This window comes from Colwellia sp. Arc7-D (genome assembly GCF_003061515.1).
Classification (GTDB): Bacteria; Pseudomonadota; Gammaproteobacteria; order Enterobacterales; family Alteromonadaceae; genus Cognaticolwellia.
Genome location: NZ_CP028924.1, coordinates 3,048,979 through 3,072,666 on the forward strand (window position 1 = coordinate 3,048,979; position 23,688 = coordinate 3,072,666).

Sequence of the window (23,688 nt, forward strand, 5' to 3'; positions counted from 1 at the left end):
AAAAAAAGGCACACTGATCCCGTGTTAGATTGTAATCGGAGGTTTATAAGGGTTGGTATATGGCAAAGATATAAAGTTTCTATTTAACTTAACCACATTTATTGAAATGACAGGGAAGAAATTTGCAAAACTGTTATCTTGCAACAATGATGAATTTGCTTGTCCTGTAATGTTTTGTACACAATCGCAATCTACGCAATGGCAATTATCCATTGCTTTAGGCTTAGCGGTATTATGCACTTCATTTATTTGGTGATTATCTTTTCTTGGCTCAATTGGCTGATGATGTTCATGAATATTAATCGTTGTGTTAGCGGATGATAATACAGAAGCGGTATACGCCATTTCGGTACAGACATGAACAGCCTTAGCAAATACTTGTCCATTAACAGACAAATATATCATTATTACTAATAGCCAATTCAATCGATTTTTCATGAGAATAATAAGTTTCCTTTAAATACTCCTAAAGTATAAACCTTGTAATATCTATAACCTTGATCCTGATCAAGTTTCTGGTAATGAAGTACGACTTCATTTTGAAATCAACTTAATAACCGATTAATTAGATAAATAGCCAAATAATAACGTCTGGATATACCTGTTTTTTATTAAATCAGCTTTTAGGCCTAAAAAACCGACTGACTGTTTGTTATTTGCTACACACGTGTTATTTTATAGACACTATAATCATAAATACATTATTTTAGGACTGAACAATGACAACTTACCCTGACTCTTATTATGCTGCTACAGCAAATAGAACCGTAACTTACCCGACATTAGAAGGAGAGGTTACGGCTGATGTTTGTGTGGTTGGTGGCGGTTATAGTGGTTTATCAACCGCTATTGCTTTGCAAGAGAAAGGTTACAAGGTGGTATTGTTAGAAGCAGCTAATATAGGCTTTGGCGCCTCTGGTCGAAATGGCGGCCAGTTAGTGAATAGTTTTAGCCGAGATATCGACCATATTGAAAAACATTATGGTCTAGATACCGCAAATGCTATGGGTAACATGGCATTTGAAGGCGCTGATTGTATTCGTGGTTTAATCAAAAAATATAATATTGATGCAGACTATAAGCACGGTGGATTTTTTGCTGCTTTTACCGAGAAACAACTTAAAGAGCTTGAAAGTAAAAAAGCCCTATGGGAGCGTTTTGGTAATAAAAAGCTATCTATGGTTGGCAAAGCTGATGTCAGTAAAATTGTTAATACTGATGCCTACATTGGCGGTTTGGTTGATGAGCATTGTGGTCATATTCACCCTCTTAAATTAGCACTAGGAGAAGCTGCAGCATTAGTTTCTATTGGTGGTGAAATATTTGAACAATCGAAAGTTATCGAAATTAAAAACATTAGTGAAGATGGTAACGAAAAAGTTATTGTTAGTACCGAAAAAGGCCATGTTAAAGCAAACCTACTCGTATTGGCTGGTAATGCTTACATGGGTAACCTTGAGCCCAAATTAGCAAGAAAATCGATGCCTTGTGGTACACAAATAGTCACCACTGAAGTGTTACCTGAAGCACTGGCTAAATCGCTTATTCCTTCGCAATATTGTGTTGAAGATGTGAACTACAAATTAGATTATTACCGAATGACCGCTGATAATCGTTTACTTTTCGGTGGTGGCGTTACTTATGGTGGTGGCGATCCTGCCAGTATCAAACGCTTCTTAAAACCCCATATGGAAAAAATATTCCCGGCAATGAAAGATTATAAAATCGATTATGCTTGGGGCGGCGACTTTCTCTTAACCGTTAGCCGTTTACCGCAACTTGGTAAAATAGGAAATAATATTTACTATGCGCAAGGCTATAGTGGCCATGGCGTAAACACCTCGCATTTAGCGGGTAAAATATTGGCTGAAGCCATATCAGGTGAACAATCTCGTTTTGAAGTATTTACTGGTTTGCCTCATTACCCATTTATTGGCGGCAGAGCTATGCGAGTACCAATGACCATGATGGGTGCTTGGTATTACGGTTTAAGAGATAAATTAGGTATTTAATGTTGATTAATACATCACTGTTTAACACTAAAAACGGCTCCTTATAGGAGCCGTTTTTTTTATAGATAAATACAAGACATAAAGTTTAATCAGTCGTGATTGTATTGATTAATTTTATAACGCGGTAGTTATTCATTTTCACCATTAACATTGATAATAAATAATGAACAATGAACAGTTAACTAATCAACTTGGTATTCAGGCTTAAACATTACTTTTAACAGGTAAAGCCTAGGTTAAGTGCATCTAAAAGTTTTAACCATAGACCACGTTTACCATTATTTTTGTCTGCCTTAATAAGTGCTTGCTGAGTTAAACGCACACCAATCCATCGCAATGGCTCAGGTACCCAAGGTAATGTCCACTTACGAACAAACTGCATTTTTATTACATCACTGGGTTGATAGCCTAGTAACTCAATAGCCACGCGCGCGCCAAAACGCGAGGCACCAACACCTAAGCCAGTATAACCCACTGCCCATGACAGTCGTCCATTATGTGTTACACCTGGCACCATACAAAAACGCGAAGATGTTGCAATTATGCCACTCCATCGATGGCTAAATTTAACACCAGCAAGTTGTGGAAAGGTTTCAAAGAATTCTTTAGAAAGCTGCTCGAAACGCTCAGGAATATCGGCATAATTGTCACTTATTCCACGATTAAAGTAATAACGTACAGCTCCACCACCGCCCCATGTAATGCGATTGTCTTTAGTCATTCTATAATAATGGAACATATTGGCATGATTACCAATAGCATGGCGAGTTTTGTGCCAACCAATTGTATCTAACTGCGCTTGTGTTAGTGGCTCAGTCGCTAATTGATAATCCCAAACGGGGATCACACTACGGCGAATTTTACCAATACAACTGGTAAATGCATTAGTTGCCATTAACACTTTTTCGCTTTTTATATTGCCGTTTTCACACTGCGCCATCATGTGATTTTTACCTGATGGCTGAACATCAATTAGATCCGTTTGTTCATATATTTTCACGCCCAGATCAAGTAAAACCTGCTTGATACCCCAGCAAATTTTTAATGGATTTACGGTACCGTTTTGATCGCCACGACGCCATAATCCAGCTAAATATGTAGGTGAATTAACCTGTGCTTGCATGTCGTTTTGGTTTAACCAAACCACATCATCACCTTCAGACTTTTCAACGTTATAATATTTGCGAATAGCCTCTACAGCGCCTTGATTAGTGGCAACTTCAGTTTCGCCAACGGCTTCGTAGTCAGCATCAATACCATAGCGTTCAAGTGTTGCTAGCAGTTCTGTAATGTTCTCTTGGCCTAGTTGATAAAGTTTTTCAGCTTCACCTGGAAAGTGGTGGTCGGTATTAGTTTCACCGTGCGCTAGGCTTGAATTTAAAAAGCCGCCATTTCTGCCAGATGCGCCATTACCAATAAAGGTTTTATCAATGAGTATTATGTCAGCTTCAGGGTTACGCTCTTTTGCTTGCAATGCTGCCCATAAGCCTGTGAAACCTCCACCAACGATGAGTAATTCACATTCGCTGTTTGTGGTTAGCGGTGCGAGTGTTTCAGGCTGTTGAGCAAGATCAAACCATATAGGTCGATATGTTGAATTTTTCAACGCGTCAAGATGCTGCATTTTAATCTCACTTACTTGTTATACATTTTATTTTTGGATACCAAAAACTCATTAATTTTACTTTACGTACCAACCCCAAGGTTCATCACTGGTAAATTGGGTTATTTGCTTTGTTTCAAGGTAATTATTAAAGCCCCACTCGCCTAGCTCTCGGCCAATACCTGATTGTTTATAACCACCCCAAGGGGCTTCAACAAAGGTCGGCTGTGAACAATTAACCCAAACAATACCTGCCTTAAATGCTTTAGCAACACGGTCGCAACGAGCTTGGTCTTTTGACATAACCGCCGCCGCAAGCCCAAATCGAGAGTTATTAGCTAATGCTATAGCTTCCTGTTCTGTTTTAAAGGCTTTAATACAAACCACAGGACCAAATATTTCTTCTTGCCAAATCCAGCTGTCTTCATCAACATCGGTAAAAATAGCGGGCGTTAAAAAGTAGCCTTTATCAAAATGCGCTGGCTTTATGCCACCATAAGCTAATGTTGCGCCTTCTTGAACTCCACGAGCAATAGCCGCTTTAACTTTTTCATATTGCGCTGCATTCACCAACGGACCTAAAAGCACGCCATGGATATCGCCAGCACCAATGGTTATTTTTTTAGTTTCTTCAATTAAGCGTTTCATTAGTGCTGGATAAATATTTTCTGACACCAGTACTCGAGACGTTGCTGAACATACTTGGCCCTGATTCCAGAATATACCAAACATGATCCACTCTACGGCTTTATCGATATCGGTATCTTCAAAAATCACTAAAGGTGATTTACCACCGAGTTCAAGGCTGATATTTTTAATATCTTTGGCCGCCAAAGCCATAATTTTCGACCCTGTAGGCACAGAGCCTGTAAACGCTAATTTATCAATATCAGGGTGCTCTGCTAAAGCCTGCCCTGCGGGTTGACCTAAGCCCGTAACAATATTTAACACACCATCTGGCAGGCCTGCTTCTTGGGCAATTTCACCCAAAGCTAGCGCAGTTAAGGGCGTAACTTCAGAAGGTTTTAATACCACAGTACAACCAGCGGCTAAAGCTGGAGCTACTTTCCATGCCGCCATTAACATTGGGAAATTCCATGGAATTATTGCACCAACAACACCTAAAGGTTCTTTAGTCGCTCGGGATGTAAAACCCGGTTCAGGTAAACTAATTTCTTTACTTGAGTGCTCATCAAATGAGTCTGCAAGATTCGCGTAAAACTCAAAAGTACCTGCGGTGTCTTCTATATCCCATTTTGCTTCAGGAAAAGGCTTACCGTTGTCGAGCACTTCTAAGTCTGATAATTCGGTTAAACGGCGAGTAATTATGGCTGCCATTTTCCGGAGATAAACCGCTCTTTCACTGCCTTTCATATTCGGCCAGGGCCCTTGATAAAAAGCATTTTTGGCGGCGGCTACGGCGTTATTGATATCAGTTTTATTACCTGCAGATAAGTGAGCGAGAACTTGCTCATTAGCTGGATTAATAACGGTAAATGTTTCAGTAGATTCAGCACATTGAAATTTACCATTAATAAAATGTTTGTTTTGCATTGAACCACCATCATGGAGTTGACCAATTAAAGGATATTTTTTTGTTATTTTATTAATATAATTAGATATTGAACTGTTCATATTTAAGATAGCTCCACATAATGATGTGATATTTCTTCACTCGCACGGCAAAAAACTTGGGTTCCTGTCAGCAGAAAAGCATCCCCTGCTTTAAAGTGATATTCGGTTAAATGAGTATCTCTTAATGTCAAATATCCTGACTTTAAATAGATAAAACGGCGTGTCGATATTGTTGTTATTGGCGATTCAGCGATATTACCTTTAAATGCCCCGGCAACAAATTGCTGATCAGCACTTTTATAATATACGTTATTTCCTAAATCTGTTTTTGTTGGAAATTTAACAATACCCTTAGCTGTAGGCTTTGAGTTTTCATCAGTTAGAGATTTATCAGCAATAACATAAAATTTGCGTAAATAACCTGTTTGCTGCCACTGGCAATCGTATTCTCTGGGTATAATAAAACTCTCACCCGCTAAAATGGTTTCACTAGTGTTGGTGGTATTATTTCTTATCACTGCTGCGCCTTCAATAACGACCATGAATTCATCCATAGCATAAGGCGCCGCAGCTTCAATCATTTCAGTGGTATCCCAAACACCAACATATAAGCCTGTTTCATCATCGGCGAAATAATCATGACTATGTTGAATAGGTAAATCTGATTCAAACATGTCAGCAGTTAAATCATCGGCATTATCTTTAAACCCTTCTGGGTTATGAGATAATCGTATAATCGTGTGATCTAAGGTCATTGTTCGTGCTCGGTCTATTTTTATCAAATATTAGCTAGGAAATGCAAAGCTTACGCCTTCACGAACACCACTTGATGGCCAGCGTTGCGTAATCGTTTTTCGCTTGGTGTAAAATCTCACGCCATCTGGGCCGTAGGCATGTAAGTCACCAAATAAGCTGCGCTTCCAACCACCAAAACTATGGTAAGCAACTGGTACCGGTAATGGTACATTAATGCCGACCATACCCACTTCAATATGATCAGAGAAGTAACGTGCCGCTTCGCCGTCTCGGGTAAATATGCACGTACCATTGCCATATTCATGGTCGTTAATTAACTGCATGGCTTCTTCCATAGTTTTAACCCGAATAACTTGTAAAACAGGACCAAAAATCTCAGCTTTGTAACTTTCCATGCTCGCGGTTACGTTATCAATTAACGTAGCACCAACAAAAAAGCCATTTTCATAACCTTTAACCGTTGGTTTGCGGCCATCAACCACCAATGTAGCACCTTGCTCTGCGGCACTTGAAATATAACCAACTACTTTTTCTTGATGCGCTTTGGTGATCACGGGACCAAAATCATTGTTAGCGTTAGAGTATTCACCAACACTTAAGTTTTGCATAGCTTGTTGCATTTTTTCAATCAATGCGTTGCCTGCTTCATCGCCTACAGCTACGGCTACCGACAACGCCATACAACGTTCGCCAGATGAGCCAAATGCTGCGCCAACCAATTGATTTACGGCATTATCCATATCGGCATCAGGCATAACGATAGCATGATTTTTTGCTCCACCAAGTGCTTGACAACGTTTACCATTTGCACTGGCTGTTGCATAAATATATTCTGCGATAGGTGTTGAGCCTACAAAGCTAACCGCTTTAACACGCTGGTCAGTTAACAGAGTATCAACGGCTTCTTTATCACCGTTGATTACATTCATTACGCCATCAGGTAAACCCGCTTCTTTTAATAAAGAAGCAATGTATAACGTTGAGCTAGGATCACGTTCTGAAGGTTTCAAAATAAAGGTATTACCGCAAACAATTGCTAGCGGAAACATCCACATAGGCACCATTGCAGGAAAATTAAAAGGCGTTATACCCGCCACAACACCTAGTGGTTGAAATTCACTCCATGAGTCAATATTAGGTCCTACGTTTTTACTGTGCTCACCTTTTAATAGTTCTGGCGCGCCACAAGCAAATTCAACATTTTCGATACCGCGTTGTAATTCGCCAGCAGCATCATGTGATATTTTGCCATGCTCTTGACCGATTAATTGACAAATTTTATCTGCATTTTTCTCTAATAATTCTTTAAATTTAAACATCACGCGTGCACGTTTAATCGCCGGTGTATTTCGCCAAGCCGGATAAGCCTCTTGTGCGGCGGCAATCGCTTTTTCTACGGTTGCTTTTGAGGCAAGCTCTACTTTCTTTTCTGCTTTACCTGTTGCGGGGTTAAAAACATCTTGTGTGCGCGAATTGTCGTGAGTCATTTCGCCGTTAATTAGGTGGCCGATAGTTGTCATTTTTTGTCCTTTAATGCTGTAGTTCACTTCACTTAAAAGTAAAATGTTTAAAAATAAAAATCTGTTTTATACAGTTTTGTTTAATAGAAGTTAGTTTGTAAGCAGCGTTTACAACGCGAAGTCATTACAAATCAATCGATTTCGTTCAAGGTTTCACCTAGTGCATTTATTAAGCTGCTAATTTCTGCCAAAGTAGAGGTAAAGGGTAAGCCAAGCTGTATGGTGTCTCCGCCATAACGCACATAAAAACCTTTCTGCCACATTTTCATGGCTATTTGGTGTGGTCTTTTTGCTGGCTCCCCAGGTGCATGAGCAATAGTAATTCCGCCTGCTAAGCCATAGTTGCGAATATCGACAACATGCTTACAGCTTTTCAAACTGTGTAGCACTTCCTGAAAATATGGCGCGATTGACTTAACGCGTTCTGGTAAGTTTTCTTGAGCCAAAACGTCTAACGAAGCCAGCGCAGCCGCACAAGCAACCGGGTGTGCTGAGTAAGTATAGCCATGAGGAAGTTCAAGCATATACTCAGGTCCGCCAGTTTCCATAAATGTATCATAGATTTCTTGTTTAGAAATAACCGCACCCATAGGGATTACGCCATTGGTTAACTGCTTTGCTACGGTCATAATATCAGGTGTTACGCCAAACTCAGCCGCTCCCGTATTTGAACCCATACGGCCAAATGCGGTGATCACTTCATCAAAAATCAGTAAGACATTATGCTTGGTACATATGTCCCTTAAGCGTTTTAAATAACCTTTAGGCGGCGGTATTACGCCAGCTGAACCAGCCAGAGGCTCCACAATAACAGCAGCAACATTTGAGGCGTCATAAACAGCGAGCATTTCTTCTAATTCATTCGCTAAATCAGCACCAGTGTCAGGCATACCTTGGCAAAATTTATTTTCTGGCAACATGGTATGCGATAAGTGTGATGCTTCAATACCTTGGCCATAGATTGCACGATTAGGACCAATCCCCCCACACTAATACCGCCAAAGTTAACTCCGTGGTAGCCTTTTGAGCGACCAATAAATCGAGTTTTACTTGCCATGCCTTTTTTACGCCAGTAACCACGAGCAATTTTAAGCGCCGTTTCTACAGACTCTGAGCCAGAACCAGTAAAAAATACTCGATTTAAATCTGCCGGCATCAATTCGGTAATACGATGTGCTAATTCAAATGACTTAGGATGACCAAATTGAAATGCAGGCGAATAATCTAGCGTCTTAGCTTGCTGACTAATAGCTTCGGTGATTTCTGGACGGCTATGCCCTGCACCACAAGTCCAAAGCCCAGAGAGTCCATCAAATATCTTTCTACCATCAGCATCAGTGTAATAATTACCTTCTGCTGAAACGATAATACGGGGATCTTTTTTAAATTCTCGATTGGCCGTAAAAGGCATCCAATGGGCGTCTAACTGCGCTTGAGTTAACCCGTGGTTTGTTGTTGAATTAGCTTTTGTATTAGTGTTTTTATTCATCTTTCCGCCTAACGCTTGATAACGTTTACAAAGTGCATGTTTAATTGCATGTGCTCATTATCAATGATTTAATAGGTTATTAAATCCATACTTTAAAAACTTAAGTTAACTATTTACTTACCTAATAATTTTACTAAGGCATTATTTAAATGAAGATGAATAAAAACATTTTACCTAAGCAATTAGGTGATGCTCATATTAGGCTTTTAAGAATATATAAAGTGGTTATTGAGTCAGGTGGTTTCTCCGCGGCAGAAGTAGATCTTAACATCAGTAGACCGGCAATAAGCCTAGCAATAACCGAGCTAGAGTCTCTGTTAAATATGAAGCTTTGCCATAGAGGACGTTCTGGTTTTTCTATTACCGAACAAGGTGAACAAGTATATCAATCGGCACTACAATTGTTGGGCAGTATTGAAAACTTTAGAGCTGAAATGAATGCGATAAACACTGAGTTGGTTGGTGAACTGAACATTGGTATTACCGATAACTTAGTCTCTATTGAACAAATGCGAATTACCAGAGCTTTAAGCGCATTAAAACATCGCGCACCAGACATTATTATTAATATAAGAATGATGCCGCCAAACAATATTGAAGCCGCTATTTTAAATGGCCAATTACATGTTGGTGTTGTTCCTAACTTTAGAACCTTACCCGGTTTGAATTACTTATCTTTATATAAAGAAGAGTCGCTACTTTATTGCAGCGAGAAGCACCCTTTATTTCATCAAGACTTATATCAAATAAGCGACAGTACTTTAATTGAATATGACGCCGTTGTACCTAATTACCCACAGTCGGTAGAGATAAAGCAACAGCAAAAAAAGCTACACGCAACCGCAACCTCAACAGATCGAGAAGGCATTGCTTTTTTAATTTTAACGGGGCGATTTATAGGTTTTTTACCCACGCATTTCGCTCAACGATGGGTTGGAAAAGATAAATTACGAGCAATTGAGGCGCATAACAGAAAATTTAATACTAAATTCTCTGCTATCACGAGTAAAGGAGCACGGAGCCATTTGATTTTAGAAGCTTATTTAGAGGAGTTAGCTCAAACCTAATTCAATATTTTATCGGCTAATAAAAACTTTCTGATACCGAATGACTAAAATGCATATGTAATTTTTGTTTAAATTTATCTGAAATAGGTCGTGTTTCACGAGTGATAAAATCATAGTGAACCATCACCGCAGTACCTGAAACATGTTTAACGCCATTTTGCCACGCTTCTTGGTGCACATCGAGAGAGCTTGTACCAATACGAGTTATGTAGGTTTTGATTTCAACATCGTAATCAAACAGCAGTGGCAAATGAAACTCAATGGTACTTTTTGCTAAAATTAATCCCCATTGGCTGAGGCTTAAATTAAATTCAGGGCTGAAAAGTCTAAATATAGGATTTCGGGCACCTTCAAACCATTGCGGAATAACTGTATTATTAATGTGTCCAAGCGCGTCTGTTTCACCAACACGAGGCTTTATTATTTCGTAAAACATACCTAACCCTACTTACTTAAAATCAACCGGAAAGCGACCAAGCATCAAATATTTTTAATGCTTGTTCGAAATAATATACCCATAGATGAAAATGGTAAATATTTAATCTGCTTTAAAGGCAAACTATTCGCATGTTAATGAAATACCGCATAGTACTGCAGCGAATTAAACTGATTTACTGTCCTTGATGGCTTTTACGATCAGCTATTTCTGCTTGCCACTCGAACATATTCATTTCAATCAAAACAAAAGCCACAATCCATAAAAAAGCATCCCAAAATTCAAGGAAATTACCCGTTACACCCCAATATACGGCTGCAAGAAGTAATATGCTATAGACAGTAGCTTTAATAAATTTATTGTATTTACCCCACCATTTACTCGATATATTGCCTAATTGGGTATGTACATCAACTTCGAGCATTAATACAACTGATACCCATGCAGACGCATTAATAACATCAACCCAAGCTAGCGCATTAACATCTGATAAATTTTTCGAGTTTGTTATTATTTTATATTTTTCATGAGAAAAGAATTCTGCCCCAACGGTTGATAAGCTTTTACACGTTTCTTTAGTAAATTCATTATAAACGTTAAGGGTTTCCATAAATTTCCAATCGCCGGCTAAAGTACAAAGATCAGAAACTTTATGTGCAGTAAACTGACCAATTAAGCCAATTTTAGTCATATAACCGTAGAGTGAGTAAATGATAAATAAATAACAAAATGCACGAATACCATGTAATGACCACTTAACTTTCCCTTTTAAATGTTCATCGTCAATCACAGAAGTTTCTAATTCAAACAACAATAATAAAACCAGCCAAGCGGCAGTATCAATTGTCGATGAAAAAGCTTTAATTACCGAATCAAGGTTCACTCCTGAGGCAAAAATCACTTTACTCGCTAGCCATTCTTCACTGAAAAATAAGTAAACATTAAACGCTAGCAAAGTATAAATAAGATATTTAAAACCCTGATAGCCCCAAGAGTGAAAATGTTTCATAAGGGTTTGATTCATCGATAGCTCTGGCATAATCTTCTTCTTTTTTTAATTATATTTACTACACTAATAAAACAATTAAGCCACTTGAACAGTGGCCTAATTAAACTCATTATCTACATTAGATGATAATATTTAGCTGTTTCATCTAAGGTTTTAAACGCCTTTTCTATTAATTCATCGATCTCTGCTTTAGTAATGACTAAAGGAGGCGAAATAATCATAGTATCTCCACATGGACGCATGATTAAACCATTAGCCATTGAAAAGTCACGACACATGCCGCCAGCTTTACTGTCAGGCGCTATACGCTCATGGCTATTTTTATCTTTAACTAACTCAAGACCTGCAACCATGCCTAAACCGCGAGTTTCACCCACAATAGGATGTGCAGCCAGTTCTTTCCAACGCTTTTGAAGATAAGGTGCCGTTTCATTTTTTACACGTTCTACAATCCCTTCAGATTCTAATAATTCGATATTTTTCAGCGCTACAGCAGCGGCAACTGGATGACCGGAATAAGTAAAGCCATGATTAAAGTCACCACCTTTTTCTATTAGCGTTTCAGCCACTTTATCACCAACAATAACACCGCCAATAGGTAAGTAACCAGACGAAAGCCCTTTGGCAATAGGCATAAGATCAGGTTTTAAATCATAATACTGACTGGCAAACCATTCACCGGTGCGGCCAAAGCCAGATATAACTTCATCAACCACTAACAAAATATCATATTTAGCTAAAATTCTTTTAATTTCAGGCCAGTAGCTAGTTGGAGGTATAATAACGCCACCAGCGCCTTGGAACGGTTCGGCAATGAATGCGGCGACATTGTCCTCTCCAATTTCTAAAATTTTTGTCTCAAGGCTTTGTGCGGCTTTAATGCCAAACGCCTCAGGGGTTAGCGTTCCACCTTCTTTAAAAAAGTACGGTTGATCGACATGAGAAATACCAGCAATAGGTAAATCACCTTGCTCATGCATATAACCCATTCCACCTAGGCTTGCACCGACAACGGTTGAACCATGATAAGCATTCTGTCGACTGATAAATTGCTTTTTACTTGGCTTACCTTTTAAGTCCCAGTAACGACGCGCCATTCTAAAAACCGTATCGTTAGCTTCTGAACCAGAGCCAGTAAAAAACACTTTATTCATATGTTCAGGCGCTAATGAGGCAATTTTTGCTGCTAACTTTGCAGCAGGTGCATGGGTTGTTTTAAAAAACAAATTGTAATAAGGCAATGCTGACATTTGCTTTGTTGCAACGTCGACTAACTCTTGACGACCATAACCGATATTAACGCACCAAAGACCCGCCATAGCATCAAGTAATTTATTACCTTTATCATCATAAATATAAACACCTTCTGCATGTGTTATTTCGCGAGGATTAATTTCATGCAATTCTTTGCTATCGCTAAATGGGTGAATATGATGTTGGTTATCTAATGCTTGTATCTTTGATGTCATAAAATTTCAACCTAAACTGTAGTGAGTAAATAATGGCGTTCCCATGAGGAGATCACACTTTTATAATTGTCATAATCGGCACGTCTTGTTGCAATAAAGCCCGTCACAAAACTTTCACCTAAATAATGTTTAATTTTGTCGCTTTGCTCCATTTGCTGCATGGCTGCTTCGATATTAATCGGTAAATTTTTATTGATGGTGTTGTTGGCCTTACCTGTTACTTCATCAGCGGGCGATATTTTTTCCATCATACCGATATATCCACAAATCAGTGTTGCTGCAATGGCAAGGTAAGGATTGGCATCAGCGCCTGGGATTCTGTTTTCAACGCGCTTGGCATGATCTGGTGCATCAGGGATACGTAAACCAACCGTGCGGTTTTCAATACCCCATTCTAAATTAACTGGCGTGGCAGAATCCGCTAAAAAACGTCGGTACGAATTAATGTTTGGAGCAAACATCAGCATAAGTTGAGGAATAAAGGTCTGCAGTCCGCCTAAATAATGCATAAAGTTTTGGCTAAATTCAGTACTTTGTTCACAAGAGCCGGCAAATATATTTTTACCGGTAGATTTTTCTACAATGCTTTGATGAATATGCATAGCGCTGCCAGGTTGCCCTGTAATTGGTTTCGCCATAAAAGTAGCTGTCATACCATGCTTGTTAGCTGCAGCTTTTACCGTGCGCTTAAAAACAATAACTTGATCAGCTAAAGATAACGGATCGCCATGATCAAAATTAAATTCAAATTGAGCCTTGCCCTCTTCATGAACAACTACATCAATAGCTAAGTTTTGTTGCGCTGACCATTCATAGATATCAGTCATTACAGGTTCAAATTCGGTAATGGCATCAATACCAAATGACTGTCTGCCTGCCTCTGAACGACCTGAGTTACCTAAAGGAGTGGTTAATGGTTGGCTTGAATCCGTACTCGACAGTGTAAAATACAACTCCATTTCAGGAGCGACTACGGCTTTCCAACCTTGGTCGTCATAAAGTTTCATGACTTTTTTCAGTAAATCACGAGGAGATTGTTCTACTGGCTTTAAGGTTTTTTGATCAATACAATTATGAATGATCATTGCGGTGGGTTCTTTAGCCCAAGGCACCATATAGCAAGCATTTTCATCTGGCTCTAGCAGCATATCAATATCGCGAGGATCAGCTAAAGTATATAAAAACTCGTCAGCAGCTAAATCGCCAGTCGCTGACATTAATAAAATAGTTTCACCTAAACGACTACCGCCTTCTTCAATAAATTTTTGTACTGGGTATATTTTTCCACGTGCAATGCCAGTGTGATCAGTGATCACACATTGCACGTATTTAACATTATGTTCAGCGAGCCATTGTTTAATTTTGTCCATTATAAAACCTCTATACATTTTTTTTGCTGATTAACTTGTAGAGCAACTTGCTGATTAACTTTTAAAGACTGCCTTACTTTGCAAGCACGTCCAAAAGCAGCAAAGAGCTTAGCATTTTTGCTATTTTGCATAACTTTCCATTCAGGGTGCCACTGCACCGCCATTGAAAATGCTTTAGCATCGATAACAGAAAACGCTTCGCATAAACCATCTTCACTTACCGCTTCTACTGCTAAATTATCAGCTAACCTATCCACACCTTGGGTATGTAAGGAGTTGACATTCATTTCGTTGGCAACAACGATTTTTGATAGTTGACCCGATGGCGTTACCATGACTTTATGGCTATCTTCGTATTGGTCATCTAATGAAAGATTTTTATTCTCTCGGTGCTCTTGAAAAACATCATGATCATGAAGCTTTTGATGTAAAGAGCCGCCAAAAGCGACATTCATTTCTTGAAAGCCTCGACAAATACCAAATATAGGTACGCCTGATGCAACAGCTTGTTTAATTAGGCCAAAACTGGTTTGGTCTCGAGCAATATCTAGTTTGGTTTCATTTGGTGCTGCCGCCTCTTGATAGTTCAAGGGATCGACCATGGAATAGCCACCAGGCAATAATATGCCATCGACTAAGTTTAATAACTGGAGAAAATTTGTTTGACTGGCAATGGCAGGAATCAGAATAGGCACACAATTAGCGGCCTGAATAACCGCTTGAATGTATTTATTTCCCGACATATGAAAAGGATGCGGCCCAACATGTTCATGGTCACATAATATGCCAACTACGGGTAAGTTAATTTCGCTCATAAATTCCTTTGCTAATTACTACTGTTCGTTATAACGAACAGTAGCACACTAAAATATTGAACGCCTAATAAATTTCATAATTTAAAAAAACTTTAACTCTCGCAAACTTTTGAGCAGATCGATTCAAGCCAGATTCATTCATTAATTTATCTGTATTATTCGCAGAAAAATATTCACTAAACAATGTGGTTACTGGTTGTTCTAAAAAGTATATATGCTACATAAAATGCATTTAAACATAATATTTTCATGTAGTTAAAAATATAAACCTAGATACTTTATCTTGATATTTGACAACTAAAAACTAGCTATTGGTTATAAGACACAAGCTAACTATGCATCATATTATGAATAGCTAAAGCGAATTAAACCTGCTGATTTTTAGTCACAGAAAATGTTTTTATATAAAGGTAATGCGAAATAATGACTTAATAAATAAGCACATAAAACCTTAATAATGGGGGGAATTAAGATTTCATGCGCTATTTATCAAACTTGAAATTACACTGGCAAGTTACTTACTAGCAAGGTCTTCAAATAGGCGAACAAAGCTTGCTAGGCCTTCTTCAACGATTTCATCGCTAATCGTTAACGCGGGTAAAAAACGAATAACATTGCCATAAAAACCACAAGCTAATAATACCAAGCCATAGTTTGCAGCATTCGCAATAATGGCTTGTGTTAATGCCGTATTAGGTTGCTCGGCATCACCGTTTTGAACTAACTCGATGGCTATCATAGAGCCTTTGTTTCGAACATCTAATATTAGCTCAGGATATTGGCCTTGTAACTGAGTAAGGTTTGCATTAAACAATGCACCAATTTCATTTGAACGTTGAACAAGATTTTCTTCTTCAATAATCTCTAAAACGGCTAATGCCGCTGCACATGCCACTGGAGATCCGCCGTAAGTACCACCAAGGCCACCAGGTAAAGGTGCATCCATGATTTCACTTTTGCCAACAACGGCGGCAATAGGAAAACCACCGGCAATACCTTTCGCCATGGTGATAAGATCAGGTTCAACACCTGAATATTCAATATTGAACATTTTACCCGTACGACCAAAGCCTGTTTGTATTTCATCAGCAATGAGTACAATACCGTGCTCGTCACAAATTTTACGTAAAGCGACTAAAAACTCAGTAGGTGCAGCATAAAAGCCACCCTCACCTTGTACTGGCTCAATAATAATAGCCGCTACATCACTTGGTGCAATATCGACTTTGAATAAGTTTTCAAGTGCTTTAAGAGAGCTTTTCACCGACACATCATGGCAATCCATAGGAAAAGGTGCATGAAAAATATCACCTGGGAATGGACCAAATAAGTGTTTATAAGGAGAAATTTTACCTGTTAACGCCATAGTTAAATTAGTACGACCATGGAAACCACCATTAAAAGCAATAACACCACGACGCCCAGTATGAGCACGAGCGATTTTTACACAGTTCTCAACGGCTTCAGCACCAGTAGAGACAAAAATTGCTTTTTTCGCTGATGGGCCAGGTGCTATAGCAGTTAATTTTTCAGCTAACTCTACGGCAACTTCATATGGATTTACCATCACACAAGTGTGACTAAACTTATCAACTTGTGCTTTAACGGCTTCAATAATTTTGGGGTGGCTATGACCCGTGTTAGAAACAGCAATACCTGCGCCAAAGTCAATATAACGCTTACCTTCAACGTCCCATATTTCTGCATTTTTTGCATGGTCTACATAGACTGGATAAACATTGCCTTGACCGCGAGCAATAACTTGGGTTTTTCTCGCTTGTAATTTTTCATTTGTCATTGTACTTACCTAACTCTGTTATTTTGATAGTGTGCTAAATGCATAGCTCAATATAGTTAAAGACGGTTATTTATCTAAACCGCCCATACATAAATATTTAATTTCTAAATAGTCATCTAAGCCATATTTAGAGCCTTCACGACCACTACCCGACTGTTTCATGCCACCAAATGGCGCTGCAGCATTAGAGATAATGCCTTCGTTGATACCAATCATGCCGTACTCTAAGCTTTCACCTACACGCCAAATTGTGCCAATATCACGAGAATAAAAATAGGCCGCTAAGCCAAATTCAGTGTCATTGGCCATAGCAATAACTTCGTCCTCTGTTTCAAACGAGATAATAGGAGAAACAGGGCCAAAAATTTCATTTTGTGCAATCGGCATATCATTAGTTACATTGCTTAAAATAGTAGGCTGGTAAAAGTTTTCACCGGCAGGGTCTTGCTTGCCACCAATAACAACTTTTGCGCCTGCAGCAATGGAGTCATTAACGAGTTTTGTTACATCATTCACGGCTTTATTAGATATCATTGGGCCAATATTGACCCCCTCATTCAAGCCATTACCTAACGCTAAAGCTTTAACCTCAGCAGTGAATTTCTCAGTGAATTCTGCAAGTACTGAACTTTGAACAAAAATGCGATTAGTACATACACATGTTTGACCTGCATTGCGATATTTTGAAGCTAATGCGCCTTGCACAGCAGCATCAATGTCAGCGTCAGCAAAAACAATAAAAGGTGCATTTCCACCCAATTCCATTGATACTTTTTTTACTGTGGTAGCACATTGCTTAAGTAAAGTTTTACCTACTGGTGTAGAGCCAGTAAAGGTAAACTTAGCTACATCTGGATGTTGTGTTAATACTTTGCCCATGCCACTGGCATCGTCACCAACAACAACATTAAATACGCCAGCAGGAATGCCCGCACGCTCAGCGAGTTCGGCCATTGCCAGTGCTGAAAGTGGTGTTTGTGTTGCCGGGCGTACCACAAATGTACAACCTGCAGCTAATGCCGCAGCTGCTTTTCTTGCGATCATGGCATTTGGAAAGTTCCATGGAGTAATAGAAGCTACAACACCGACAGGTTGTTTAATTACCAAAACTCGCTTGTCACTTGATGGTCCAGGAATAGTATCGCCATATACGCGCTTACCTTCTTCAGCAAACCATTCAATAAATGCAGCACCGTAAGCAATTTCACCTTTAGCTTCAGCAAGTGGTTTGCCTTGTTCTAGGGTTAATATGCGACCTAAATCATCTTGATGTTGCATCATCAAGTTAAACCAGTTACGCATTAAACTAGCACGTTCATTAGCCGATTTTGATGACCATGATTTTAATGCACCTTTAGCGGCATTAACGGCTAATTCGGTTTCAATAACACCAGCATTACTTATTGTCGCAACTTCACTACCGTCGACGGGATTAGTAACAGTGATTTGAGTTTCACTGCTATGCCAACTGCCATTAATGTAAGAAAAGTTTTTAACTAACTGACTATCTTTTAAACCAAGTTCTGGATGATTTTGCATATTAAGCTCCAATTAAATCTATTTTATCTATTGAATAACAATTCAAACCCTTGTTAAATACAAAACATTAAACGTTTAGTTTTAACCTTACCAAACATTATGGTGGCACATGTCGATAAGTTCAATCATTCCAAAGCCAGTAACTGAATATGATTTACGATTACTGCGTATATTTACTTCTGTAGTTGAACATGGGGGATTTTCAGCGGCAGAAAAAGCATTAGGTATAACTCGTTCTACTATTAGTGTTCATATGTCGAATTTAGAAACGCGAATGAAACTAAAACTTTGTTTACGCGGTAGAGGCGGATTTTCACTCACTGAAGATGGTCAGCTAGTTTATCGAGCCGTGATCTCGCTATTAGATTCACTCAACGACTTTTCATTGTTAGTGGGCACTTTAGGTAAAGAACTGAGTGGTGAGTTGGTTATTTTATGTGCCGATTTATTGGATAAAAATAGACAAAGAAAACTCGCACAAGTAATTGAATCAGTATCGAACAGCTCCCCTAACCTGCATATTGTATTAGACGGTGATTCAATTTCGAATATTGAAAAACTATTACTCCGAGATAAAGCCCATATTGCTATATTTCCGGGGTATCAACAAATAGAAGGATTAGATTATATACCTTTATCTAGCGAGCCTATTTTCTTGTGTTGTGGGAAAAAGCATCCGTTTTTTAATAAAGTTGATACGCAAATAAGTCATCATGATTTAGCGACTACTGCGGCTATTCACCCTGGAATTGATATAGATATTGACGGAAGGGAACAATTACAACAGCTGAATTTATCAGCGAGGGCTTATCAATTTGATACCCGAAAAGCGATGATCCTATCAGGAAAATATATTGGCTTTATGCCACAAAGATATATTCAACAAGAATTAAATGCTGGTGATATGCGCATTATTCAACCAAGTACACGGACATATCAATTTAATTTATCACTAGTAAATAAGAAAACACCGAGAGAACCGACCAAAGTGGAATTATTGCGCTCTGCCTTTAATACAGCGTTTAATTTGGCAAGCTAAAACTGAGATTGGCATTACCCAAAGTCGATTATATCAATTCTTCATTCAATATTAATTGAATACCTTAAAAAACCTATTCAATTAAGGGTGTAAATTTTTATTTGAACAAAAAATTAGGGCCGCTGTTGAATAAGGAAATATAACAATCCTTATTTAATAGAGGCCCTAATTGATTTAGCTTACGTCAACGTGATTAGTTATTAACTTTGAACAGGTTCATCCCAAGAAAGGTGATGATCACCTAAAACAACTAAATTTTCACTATTGATCAAACGTTGCGATGCGGTATAACCGAGTATGCTTTTAACAGTTTCATCTGGACGGCTAGAAATAATGGCTGTTTCATCCGACGAAAAGTTACACAATCCACGAGCGACTTCTTCGCCTTTTTCATCATAAATGTGCAATACATCAGCGCGTTCAAAGTTGCCATGAATAGAGACAACATCGTGACATGAAAACCCTTCATCACCACCAAATAATGCGTCTGCTACTTCCTGCTTAATAACTAAACTACCCGCCATTTGAAGACGGTCAGTCAACCAAATGTTCCAGGCAGAAGATGGCGATGAATGAGCAATACATTTAGTATGTTTACGCTCACCGTTTAACACGCCTGTTACAGGTCTTTCCATGGTTCCTCTAGAAATAATGGTAGTACAACCTGCATTCTGAGCCATGTTGGCCGCTTGCAGTTTTGTTAGCATACCACCTGTTCCTAAAGAACTTGTACCACTTGCAGCTTCCATATAACTACTAACATCTTCGATAGACTCAACGAAAATAGCACCTTCTTCTGAAGGGTCGCGGTCATAAACGCCATCGATACACGTTAGAATAAATAAATGCTCTGCACCGATCATCTGCGCGACTTTAGCGGCAAGTCTATCGTTGTCGCCAACACGAATTTCTTCGGTGGTAACGGTATCGTTTTCATTAACAATTGGCATAACGCCTTGTTTGATTAAACGATGAACCGTATTTTTAATATTGAGGAATCGACGTCTGTTTTCCAGATCATCGAGGGTAACCAGAACTTGAGCAATATCAAAACCATACTCCAATGCTATTTGCTTGTAAGCATGCATTAAAATAGGTTGTCCACAAGCAGCAGCGGCTTGTTTGTCTTGAACACTAGCGTTTTCAATTGCGCAGCCGATCGTGTTAAGACCTAGGGCTACCGAGCCAGAAGACGTGAGTACTACTTCGTAGCCTTGGTCTCGTAGCGTAGATATATCGCTTAGTAAGCCATGCATAAAAGCAAAGCTCGGGGTTAAATTTTTAACATTTGCTAAAAGGCTCGAGCCGACTTTAATGACTATGCGAGGTTTGTTTCGAGGTGTTTTTTCTGATTTTGGTTGCTCTAATGTGGGCAAAATGACTCCGTACTTTGATTAATTAAAATAAATAACTGCGCTAGCGATAACAATACTATGTTGAAGGAGCTACAATTATTTTCTGGAAATTTTCTCTAAATCTCATGTCGAATAATAACTAAGTTATTTACAATAAGTTCAATTTAACCGCTAAAATTCAGAACAAAAACAAGCAAAAAACTTGCAGAAGTCTTGAAAAATAAATGTTATTAATTGACAGCAATCGACAAATGAGTGAAGAGATCATATACTAATTACCCTTTTTTTTCAATTGAACTTAAAACCATCGCTTTAAAATTTGGATTTTTAAGGTTTCAATAAAGTTTACCTTTAGCCGCTGCAAATGATTTGCACGGTATAAAAAGTACACTATAAACAATAGGAGATTTATGTCTTTACTTATGATTGGTTGTGGAAAAATGGGCGGTTCATTACTGACTCGCTGGGCAACCTCTACAGATCACAAAATCACTATCATTAATCCTTCATTAGTCAAAGCACCTAGTGGTGTTAAAGTTACACAAACCATTGAAGAGCTTGCTGGGCAACGTTTCGATATCATTGTTATTGCAATTAAACCGCAACTTATCGCACAAGTACTGCCGGCTTACCGACCCTATTTTTCAAATAATGCTTGTGTTATTTCTATTGCCGCTGGTTACTCAGTTGCCTCTATAGAACAACTGATTGGTGAACACGCTATAATTCGCATGATGCCAAATTTACCGGCACAAATTGGCCGCGGCGTCAGCGCACTTTATGCCAATTCAAGCTGCAGTAACATCCAGATAGAAACAGCAAAACTTTTAGCTGATGCGATTGGATATACGCATTTAACTAATAGCGAAGACGAATTAGACCGAGTAACAGCCGTTGCAGGAAGCGGGCCTGGTTATGCTTTCGAGCTAGCACGTTGTTGGATAGAGTCTGCAATGAACTTAGGCTTTTCACCTCAAGCAGCAAAAGCATTAGTCCTTAACACTTTAGGTGGTTCCATTGAACTAGCAATGAGCAGTGATAAAAATGTAACAAGTTTGCGAGACTCGGTAATCAGTAAAAATGGTACAACCGAAGCAGGTTTACAAGCACTCATGAAAGACTCTACGTTAAATACACTAATGGAATCGACAGTTGTAGCGGCATACGAACGCGCTGTTGCCTTACGTTAGCGATTGATAAATATCACGTTTGTATGGTCACGTGTTTAAAAAACCAACCATTATTATAATATTCTAAATAGTATGCCAATAAGCCATACTGTTAATTTATGTAGACTGGACTTTTACTATTGTTTTTAATATTTATTTAGTATAAATATTATTCATCAAACAACAAAAGTTAATCTAATTCAAACAGATTGAATTTGACCAAACAGTTTACAAATAATCGAAAAAAGAAACAGGAAAATCATTTATGTCAAACAGCAAAAATACCGATATTGAAACGATGGTCATAAACCTTGGTAAGCAAGCAAAGTTAGCGGCAAAAGTGCTTGCAAGTGCAACCACTGAACAAAAAAACCAAGCGTTAACCGTTGCAGCAGATGCCCTTCGCCAAAATACGCCAGCATTATTAGAAGCGAATGCACTAGATGTTTTAAGTGTATTGCAAGCAGGTAAAGCCGAGTCTTTTGTTGATCGATTAAAGCTCACACCTGAAAGAATTGAAGCAATGGCTGTTGCTTTAGAAGATATCGCAAAATTACCAGATCCAGTTGGCCGCTCTTTAGCCGAATTTGACCGCCCTAATGGCCTTAAAATTACCCGTGTATCAACCCCGATTGGTGTTATTGGCATGATTTACGAATCACGTCCTAATGTTGGCGCCGACGCAGGTGCTTTATGTTTGAAGTCAGGTAATAGTGTTATTTTACGCGGTGGCTCTGAAAGCCTTAACTCTACCCGTATAATTGTAGATTGTATGGCGACAGGCCTGCGAGCTGCTAATTTACCAGCAACATGTATACAACTGGTTGATACCGATGATCGCTCTGCCGTTGCTGCATTATTGCGCTGTGCAGAATATGTAGATTTAGTTATTCCTCGCGGTGGTCGCGGACTCGTTGAGCTCGTTCGAAATGAAGCTCAAGTACCAACACTGTTACATTTAGATGGCAACAACCACATATATATCGATAAAGATGCTGATTTAACCAAAGCATTGAGTGTCGTTAATAATGCTAAACTACGCAGAACAGGTGTCTGTGGTGCGACTGAAAGTCTGGTTGTAGACCAAGCAATAGCTGCTGAGTTTTTACCCCAACTTGTTAACACCTTAAAAGATTGTGAAATTAGAGGTGATAAAACGGCACAAGCATGTGATGAACGAATTATCGCAGCTAATGACGCTGACTGGGACACTGAATATCTAGATGCTATTTTATCGGTAAAAGTGGTATCAGGCTTAGAAGAAGCGCTTAATTTTATTGACGATCATTCTTCAAAACATACCGATGCCATTATTACTGAAAACGCAGATACAGCCGAAGTATTTATGCGCGCTGTTGATTCAGCGGTAGTCATGCATAATGCATCAACCCAGTTTGCCGATGGTGGAGAGTTTGGCATGGGCGCTGAAATAGGTATAGCTACAGGTAAAATACATGCACGTGGCCCAGTAGGTTTAGAGCAATTAACAATATTTAAATATCGTGTAGCAGGCCAAGGACAAATTCGCCCTTAACCTATTACTGATATTATGATTGAAATAAAGATATAAAACGGAAACGGACGTTGGTGATAACTCACTGCGTTTTCCGTTAATTTTAATCAACACTTAACCAGTTTAAATGCTCAGTGTAATATTTAAAACAAAT

The 23,688-nt window shown here is 38.8% G+C and carries 20 protein-coding genes; 5 read left to right on the forward strand and 15 right to left on the reverse strand.

Going from position 1 to position 23,688, the window contains the following annotated elements; translation table 11 throughout:
- Positions 1–24 precede the first annotated feature (24 nt).
- Complete coding sequence (locus DBO93_RS13235; RefSeq protein ID WP_108456762.1) at positions 25–438, reverse strand: hypothetical protein; 414 nt, start codon at positions 436–438, stop codon at positions 25–27.
- A gap of 281 nt (positions 439–719) precedes the next feature.
- Between DBO93_RS13235 and DBO93_RS13240 the strand changes: the two genes are divergently transcribed.
- Entirely contained in the window at positions 720–2,012 is a 1,293-nt protein-coding gene (locus tag DBO93_RS13240; RefSeq protein ID WP_108456763.1) for an FAD-binding oxidoreductase, read from the forward strand.
- 217 nt (positions 2,013–2,229) lie between these two features.
- On the opposite strand, the gene DBO93_RS13245 is transcribed toward DBO93_RS13240, so the two are convergent.
- The 6 genes from DBO93_RS13245 to DBO93_RS19200 all read right to left on the reverse strand — a co-directional run bounded on the left by DBO93_RS13245 (position 2,230) and on the right by DBO93_RS19200 (position 8,955).
- Positions 2,230–3,636, reverse strand: coding sequence for an FAD-dependent oxidoreductase (locus DBO93_RS13245; RefSeq protein ID WP_239058989.1), 1,407 nt, complete (start codon positions 3,634–3,636; stop codon positions 2,230–2,232).
- Positions 3,637–3,693: 57 nt separating this feature from the next.
- The gene (locus tag DBO93_RS13250) at positions 3,694–5,250 is read right to left on the reverse strand and encodes an aldehyde dehydrogenase family protein (RefSeq protein ID WP_239058990.1); all 1,557 of its coding nucleotides are present in this window, start codon (positions 5,248–5,250) and stop codon (positions 3,694–3,696) included.
- A gap of 2 nt (positions 5,251–5,252) precedes the next feature.
- Positions 5,253–5,945, reverse strand: a complete 693-nt coding sequence (locus DBO93_RS13255) for a hypothetical protein (protein WP_108456765.1) — start codon at positions 5,943–5,945, stop codon at positions 5,253–5,255.
- A gap of 30 nt (positions 5,946–5,975) precedes the next feature.
- The gene (locus tag DBO93_RS13260; RefSeq protein WP_108456766.1) at positions 5,976–7,466 is read right to left on the reverse strand and encodes a CoA-acylating methylmalonate-semialdehyde dehydrogenase; all 1,491 of its coding nucleotides are present in this window, start codon (positions 7,464–7,466) and stop codon (positions 5,976–5,978) included.
- Positions 7,467–7,597: 131 nt separating this feature from the next.
- Positions 7,598–8,386, reverse strand: coding sequence for an aminotransferase class III-fold pyridoxal phosphate-dependent enzyme (locus tag DBO93_RS19195; RefSeq protein ID WP_343215931.1), 789 nt, complete (start codon positions 8,384–8,386; stop codon positions 7,598–7,600).
- A complete protein-coding gene (locus DBO93_RS19200; RefSeq protein ID WP_343215932.1) occupies positions 8,332–8,955 on the reverse strand; it encodes an aminotransferase class III-fold pyridoxal phosphate-dependent enzyme in 624 nt (207 codons plus the stop codon). Before DBO93_RS19200 ends, DBO93_RS19195 begins: the two co-directional genes overlap by 55 nt.
- Before the next feature lie 149 nt (positions 8,956–9,104).
- Between DBO93_RS19200 and DBO93_RS13270 the strand changes: the two genes are divergently transcribed.
- Positions 9,105–10,022: a LysR family transcriptional regulator gene (locus DBO93_RS13270; RefSeq protein ID WP_108456767.1), complete on the forward strand. Its 918-nt coding sequence runs from the start codon at positions 9,105–9,107 to the stop codon at positions 10,020–10,022.
- Positions 10,023–10,038: 16 nt separating this feature from the next.
- Here DBO93_RS13270 and DBO93_RS13275 read toward each other — a convergent pair whose 3' ends face one another.
- The 7 genes from DBO93_RS13275 to DBO93_RS13305 form a co-directional block, all read right to left on the reverse strand.
- A complete protein-coding gene (locus DBO93_RS13275) occupies positions 10,039–10,458 on the reverse strand; it encodes a thioesterase family protein (RefSeq protein WP_108456768.1) in 420 nt (139 codons plus the stop codon).
- A 175-nt stretch (positions 10,459–10,633) separates the two neighbouring features.
- A complete protein-coding gene (locus DBO93_RS13280) occupies positions 10,634–11,482 on the reverse strand; it encodes a hypothetical protein (RefSeq protein ID WP_162533791.1) in 849 nt (282 codons plus the stop codon).
- A 98-nt stretch (positions 11,483–11,580) separates the two neighbouring features.
- Positions 11,581–12,936: an aspartate aminotransferase family protein gene (locus tag DBO93_RS13285; protein ID WP_108456770.1), complete on the reverse strand. Its 1,356-nt coding sequence runs from the start codon at positions 12,934–12,936 to the stop codon at positions 11,581–11,583.
- A gap of 11 nt (positions 12,937–12,947) precedes the next feature.
- Positions 12,948–14,306, reverse strand: coding sequence for a glutamine synthetase family protein (locus DBO93_RS13290; RefSeq protein WP_108456771.1), 1,359 nt, complete (start codon positions 14,304–14,306; stop codon positions 12,948–12,950).
- On the reverse strand, positions 14,306–15,121 hold the full coding sequence (locus DBO93_RS13295; RefSeq protein WP_108456772.1) for a gamma-glutamyl-gamma-aminobutyrate hydrolase family protein: 816 nt from the start codon (positions 15,119–15,121) through the stop codon (positions 14,306–14,308). Before DBO93_RS13295 ends, DBO93_RS13290 begins: the two co-directional genes overlap by 1 nt.
- A gap of 514 nt (positions 15,122–15,635) precedes the next feature.
- Positions 15,636–16,919 (reverse strand): 4-aminobutyrate--2-oxoglutarate transaminase, encoded by a 1,284-nt coding sequence (gabT, locus tag DBO93_RS13300; RefSeq protein ID WP_108456773.1) that lies wholly within the window; start codon positions 16,917–16,919, stop codon positions 15,636–15,638.
- Between the two features lie 66 nt (positions 16,920–16,985).
- On the reverse strand, positions 16,986–18,458 hold the full coding sequence (locus tag DBO93_RS13305; protein WP_108456774.1) for an NAD-dependent succinate-semialdehyde dehydrogenase: 1,473 nt from the start codon (positions 18,456–18,458) through the stop codon (positions 16,986–16,988).
- Positions 18,459–18,567: 109 nt separating this feature from the next.
- Here DBO93_RS13305 and DBO93_RS13310 point away from each other — a divergent pair, with 109 nt between their 5' ends.
- Positions 18,568–19,497: a LysR family transcriptional regulator gene (locus DBO93_RS13310; RefSeq protein ID WP_108456775.1), complete on the forward strand. Its 930-nt coding sequence runs from the start codon at positions 18,568–18,570 to the stop codon at positions 19,495–19,497.
- Positions 19,498–19,697: 200 nt separating this feature from the next.
- Here the strand turns inward: DBO93_RS13310 and proB are convergent, their stop codons facing one another.
- Positions 19,698–20,873, reverse strand: a complete 1,176-nt coding sequence (gene proB, locus DBO93_RS13315) for a glutamate 5-kinase (RefSeq protein WP_108456776.1) — start codon at positions 20,871–20,873, stop codon at positions 19,698–19,700.
- A gap of 389 nt (positions 20,874–21,262) precedes the next feature.
- Here proB and DBO93_RS13320 point away from each other — a divergent pair, with 389 nt between their 5' ends.
- Entirely contained in the window at positions 21,263–22,042 is a 780-nt protein-coding gene (locus DBO93_RS13320; RefSeq protein WP_108456777.1) for a pyrroline-5-carboxylate reductase, read from the forward strand.
- A 244-nt stretch (positions 22,043–22,286) separates the two neighbouring features.
- On the forward strand, positions 22,287–23,555 hold the full coding sequence (locus DBO93_RS13325) for a glutamate-5-semialdehyde dehydrogenase (RefSeq protein WP_239058991.1): 1,269 nt from the start codon (positions 22,287–22,289) through the stop codon (positions 23,553–23,555).
- The last annotated feature ends 133 nt before the right edge of the window (positions 23,556–23,688 follow it).

Excerpts from the sequence above, each read along its gene's own strand:
- DBO93_RS13245 (WP_239058989.1), bottom strand. The coding sequence starts at position 3,636 with ATGCAGCATCTTGACGCGTTGAAAAATTCAACATATCGACCTATATGG.
- DBO93_RS13285 (WP_108456770.1), bottom strand. The coding sequence starts at position 12,936 with ATGACATCAAAGATACAAGCATTAGATAACCAACATCATATTCACCCA.
- DBO93_RS13240 (WP_108456763.1), top strand. The coding sequence starts at position 720 with ATGACAACTTACCCTGACTCTTATTATGCTGCTACAGCAAATAGAACC.
- DBO93_RS13270 (WP_108456767.1), top strand. The coding sequence starts at position 9,105 with ATGAAGATGAATAAAAACATTTTACCTAAGCAATTAGGTGATGCTCAT.
- DBO93_RS13280 (WP_162533791.1), bottom strand. The coding sequence starts at position 11,482 with ATGAATCAAACCCTTATGAAACATTTTCACTCTTGGGGCTATCAGGGT.
- DBO93_RS13250 (WP_239058990.1), bottom strand. The coding sequence starts at position 5,250 with ATGAACAGTTCAATATCTAATTATATTAATAAAATAACAAAAAAATAT.
- DBO93_RS13295 (WP_108456772.1), bottom strand. The coding sequence starts at position 15,121 with ATGAGCGAAATTAACTTACCCGTAGTTGGCATATTATGTGACCATGAA.
- gabT (WP_108456773.1), bottom strand. The coding sequence starts at position 16,919 with ATGACAAATGAAAAATTACAAGCGAGAAAAACCCAAGTTATTGCTCGC.
- DBO93_RS13320 (WP_108456777.1), top strand. The coding sequence starts at position 21,263 with ATGTCTTTACTTATGATTGGTTGTGGAAAAATGGGCGGTTCATTACTG.
- DBO93_RS13290 (WP_108456771.1), bottom strand. The coding sequence starts at position 14,306 with ATGGACAAAATTAAACAATGGCTCGCTGAACATAATGTTAAATACGTG.
- DBO93_RS19195 (WP_343215931.1), bottom strand. The coding sequence starts at position 8,386 with ATGTTGCCAGAAAATAAATTTTGCCAAGGTATGCCTGACACTGGTGCT.
- DBO93_RS13235 (WP_108456762.1), bottom strand. The coding sequence starts at position 438 with ATGAAAAATCGATTGAATTGGCTATTAGTAATAATGATATATTTGTCT.
- DBO93_RS13310 (WP_108456775.1), top strand. The coding sequence starts at position 18,568 with ATGTCGATAAGTTCAATCATTCCAAAGCCAGTAACTGAATATGATTTA.
- DBO93_RS13325 (WP_239058991.1), top strand. The coding sequence starts at position 22,287 with ATGTCAAACAGCAAAAATACCGATATTGAAACGATGGTCATAAACCTT.
- DBO93_RS13305 (WP_108456774.1), bottom strand. The coding sequence starts at position 18,458 with ATGCAAAATCATCCAGAACTTGGTTTAAAAGATAGTCAGTTAGTTAAA.
- DBO93_RS19200 (WP_343215932.1), bottom strand. The coding sequence starts at position 8,955 with ATGAATAAAAACACTAATACAAAAGCTAATTCAACAACAAACCACGGG.
- DBO93_RS13260 (WP_108456766.1), bottom strand. The coding sequence starts at position 7,466 with ATGACAACTATCGGCCACCTAATTAACGGCGAAATGACTCACGACAAT.
- DBO93_RS13275 (WP_108456768.1), bottom strand. The coding sequence starts at position 10,458 with ATGTTTTACGAAATAATAAAGCCTCGTGTTGGTGAAACAGACGCGCTT.
- DBO93_RS13255 (WP_108456765.1), bottom strand. The coding sequence starts at position 5,945 with ATGACCTTAGATCACACGATTATACGATTATCTCATAACCCAGAAGGG.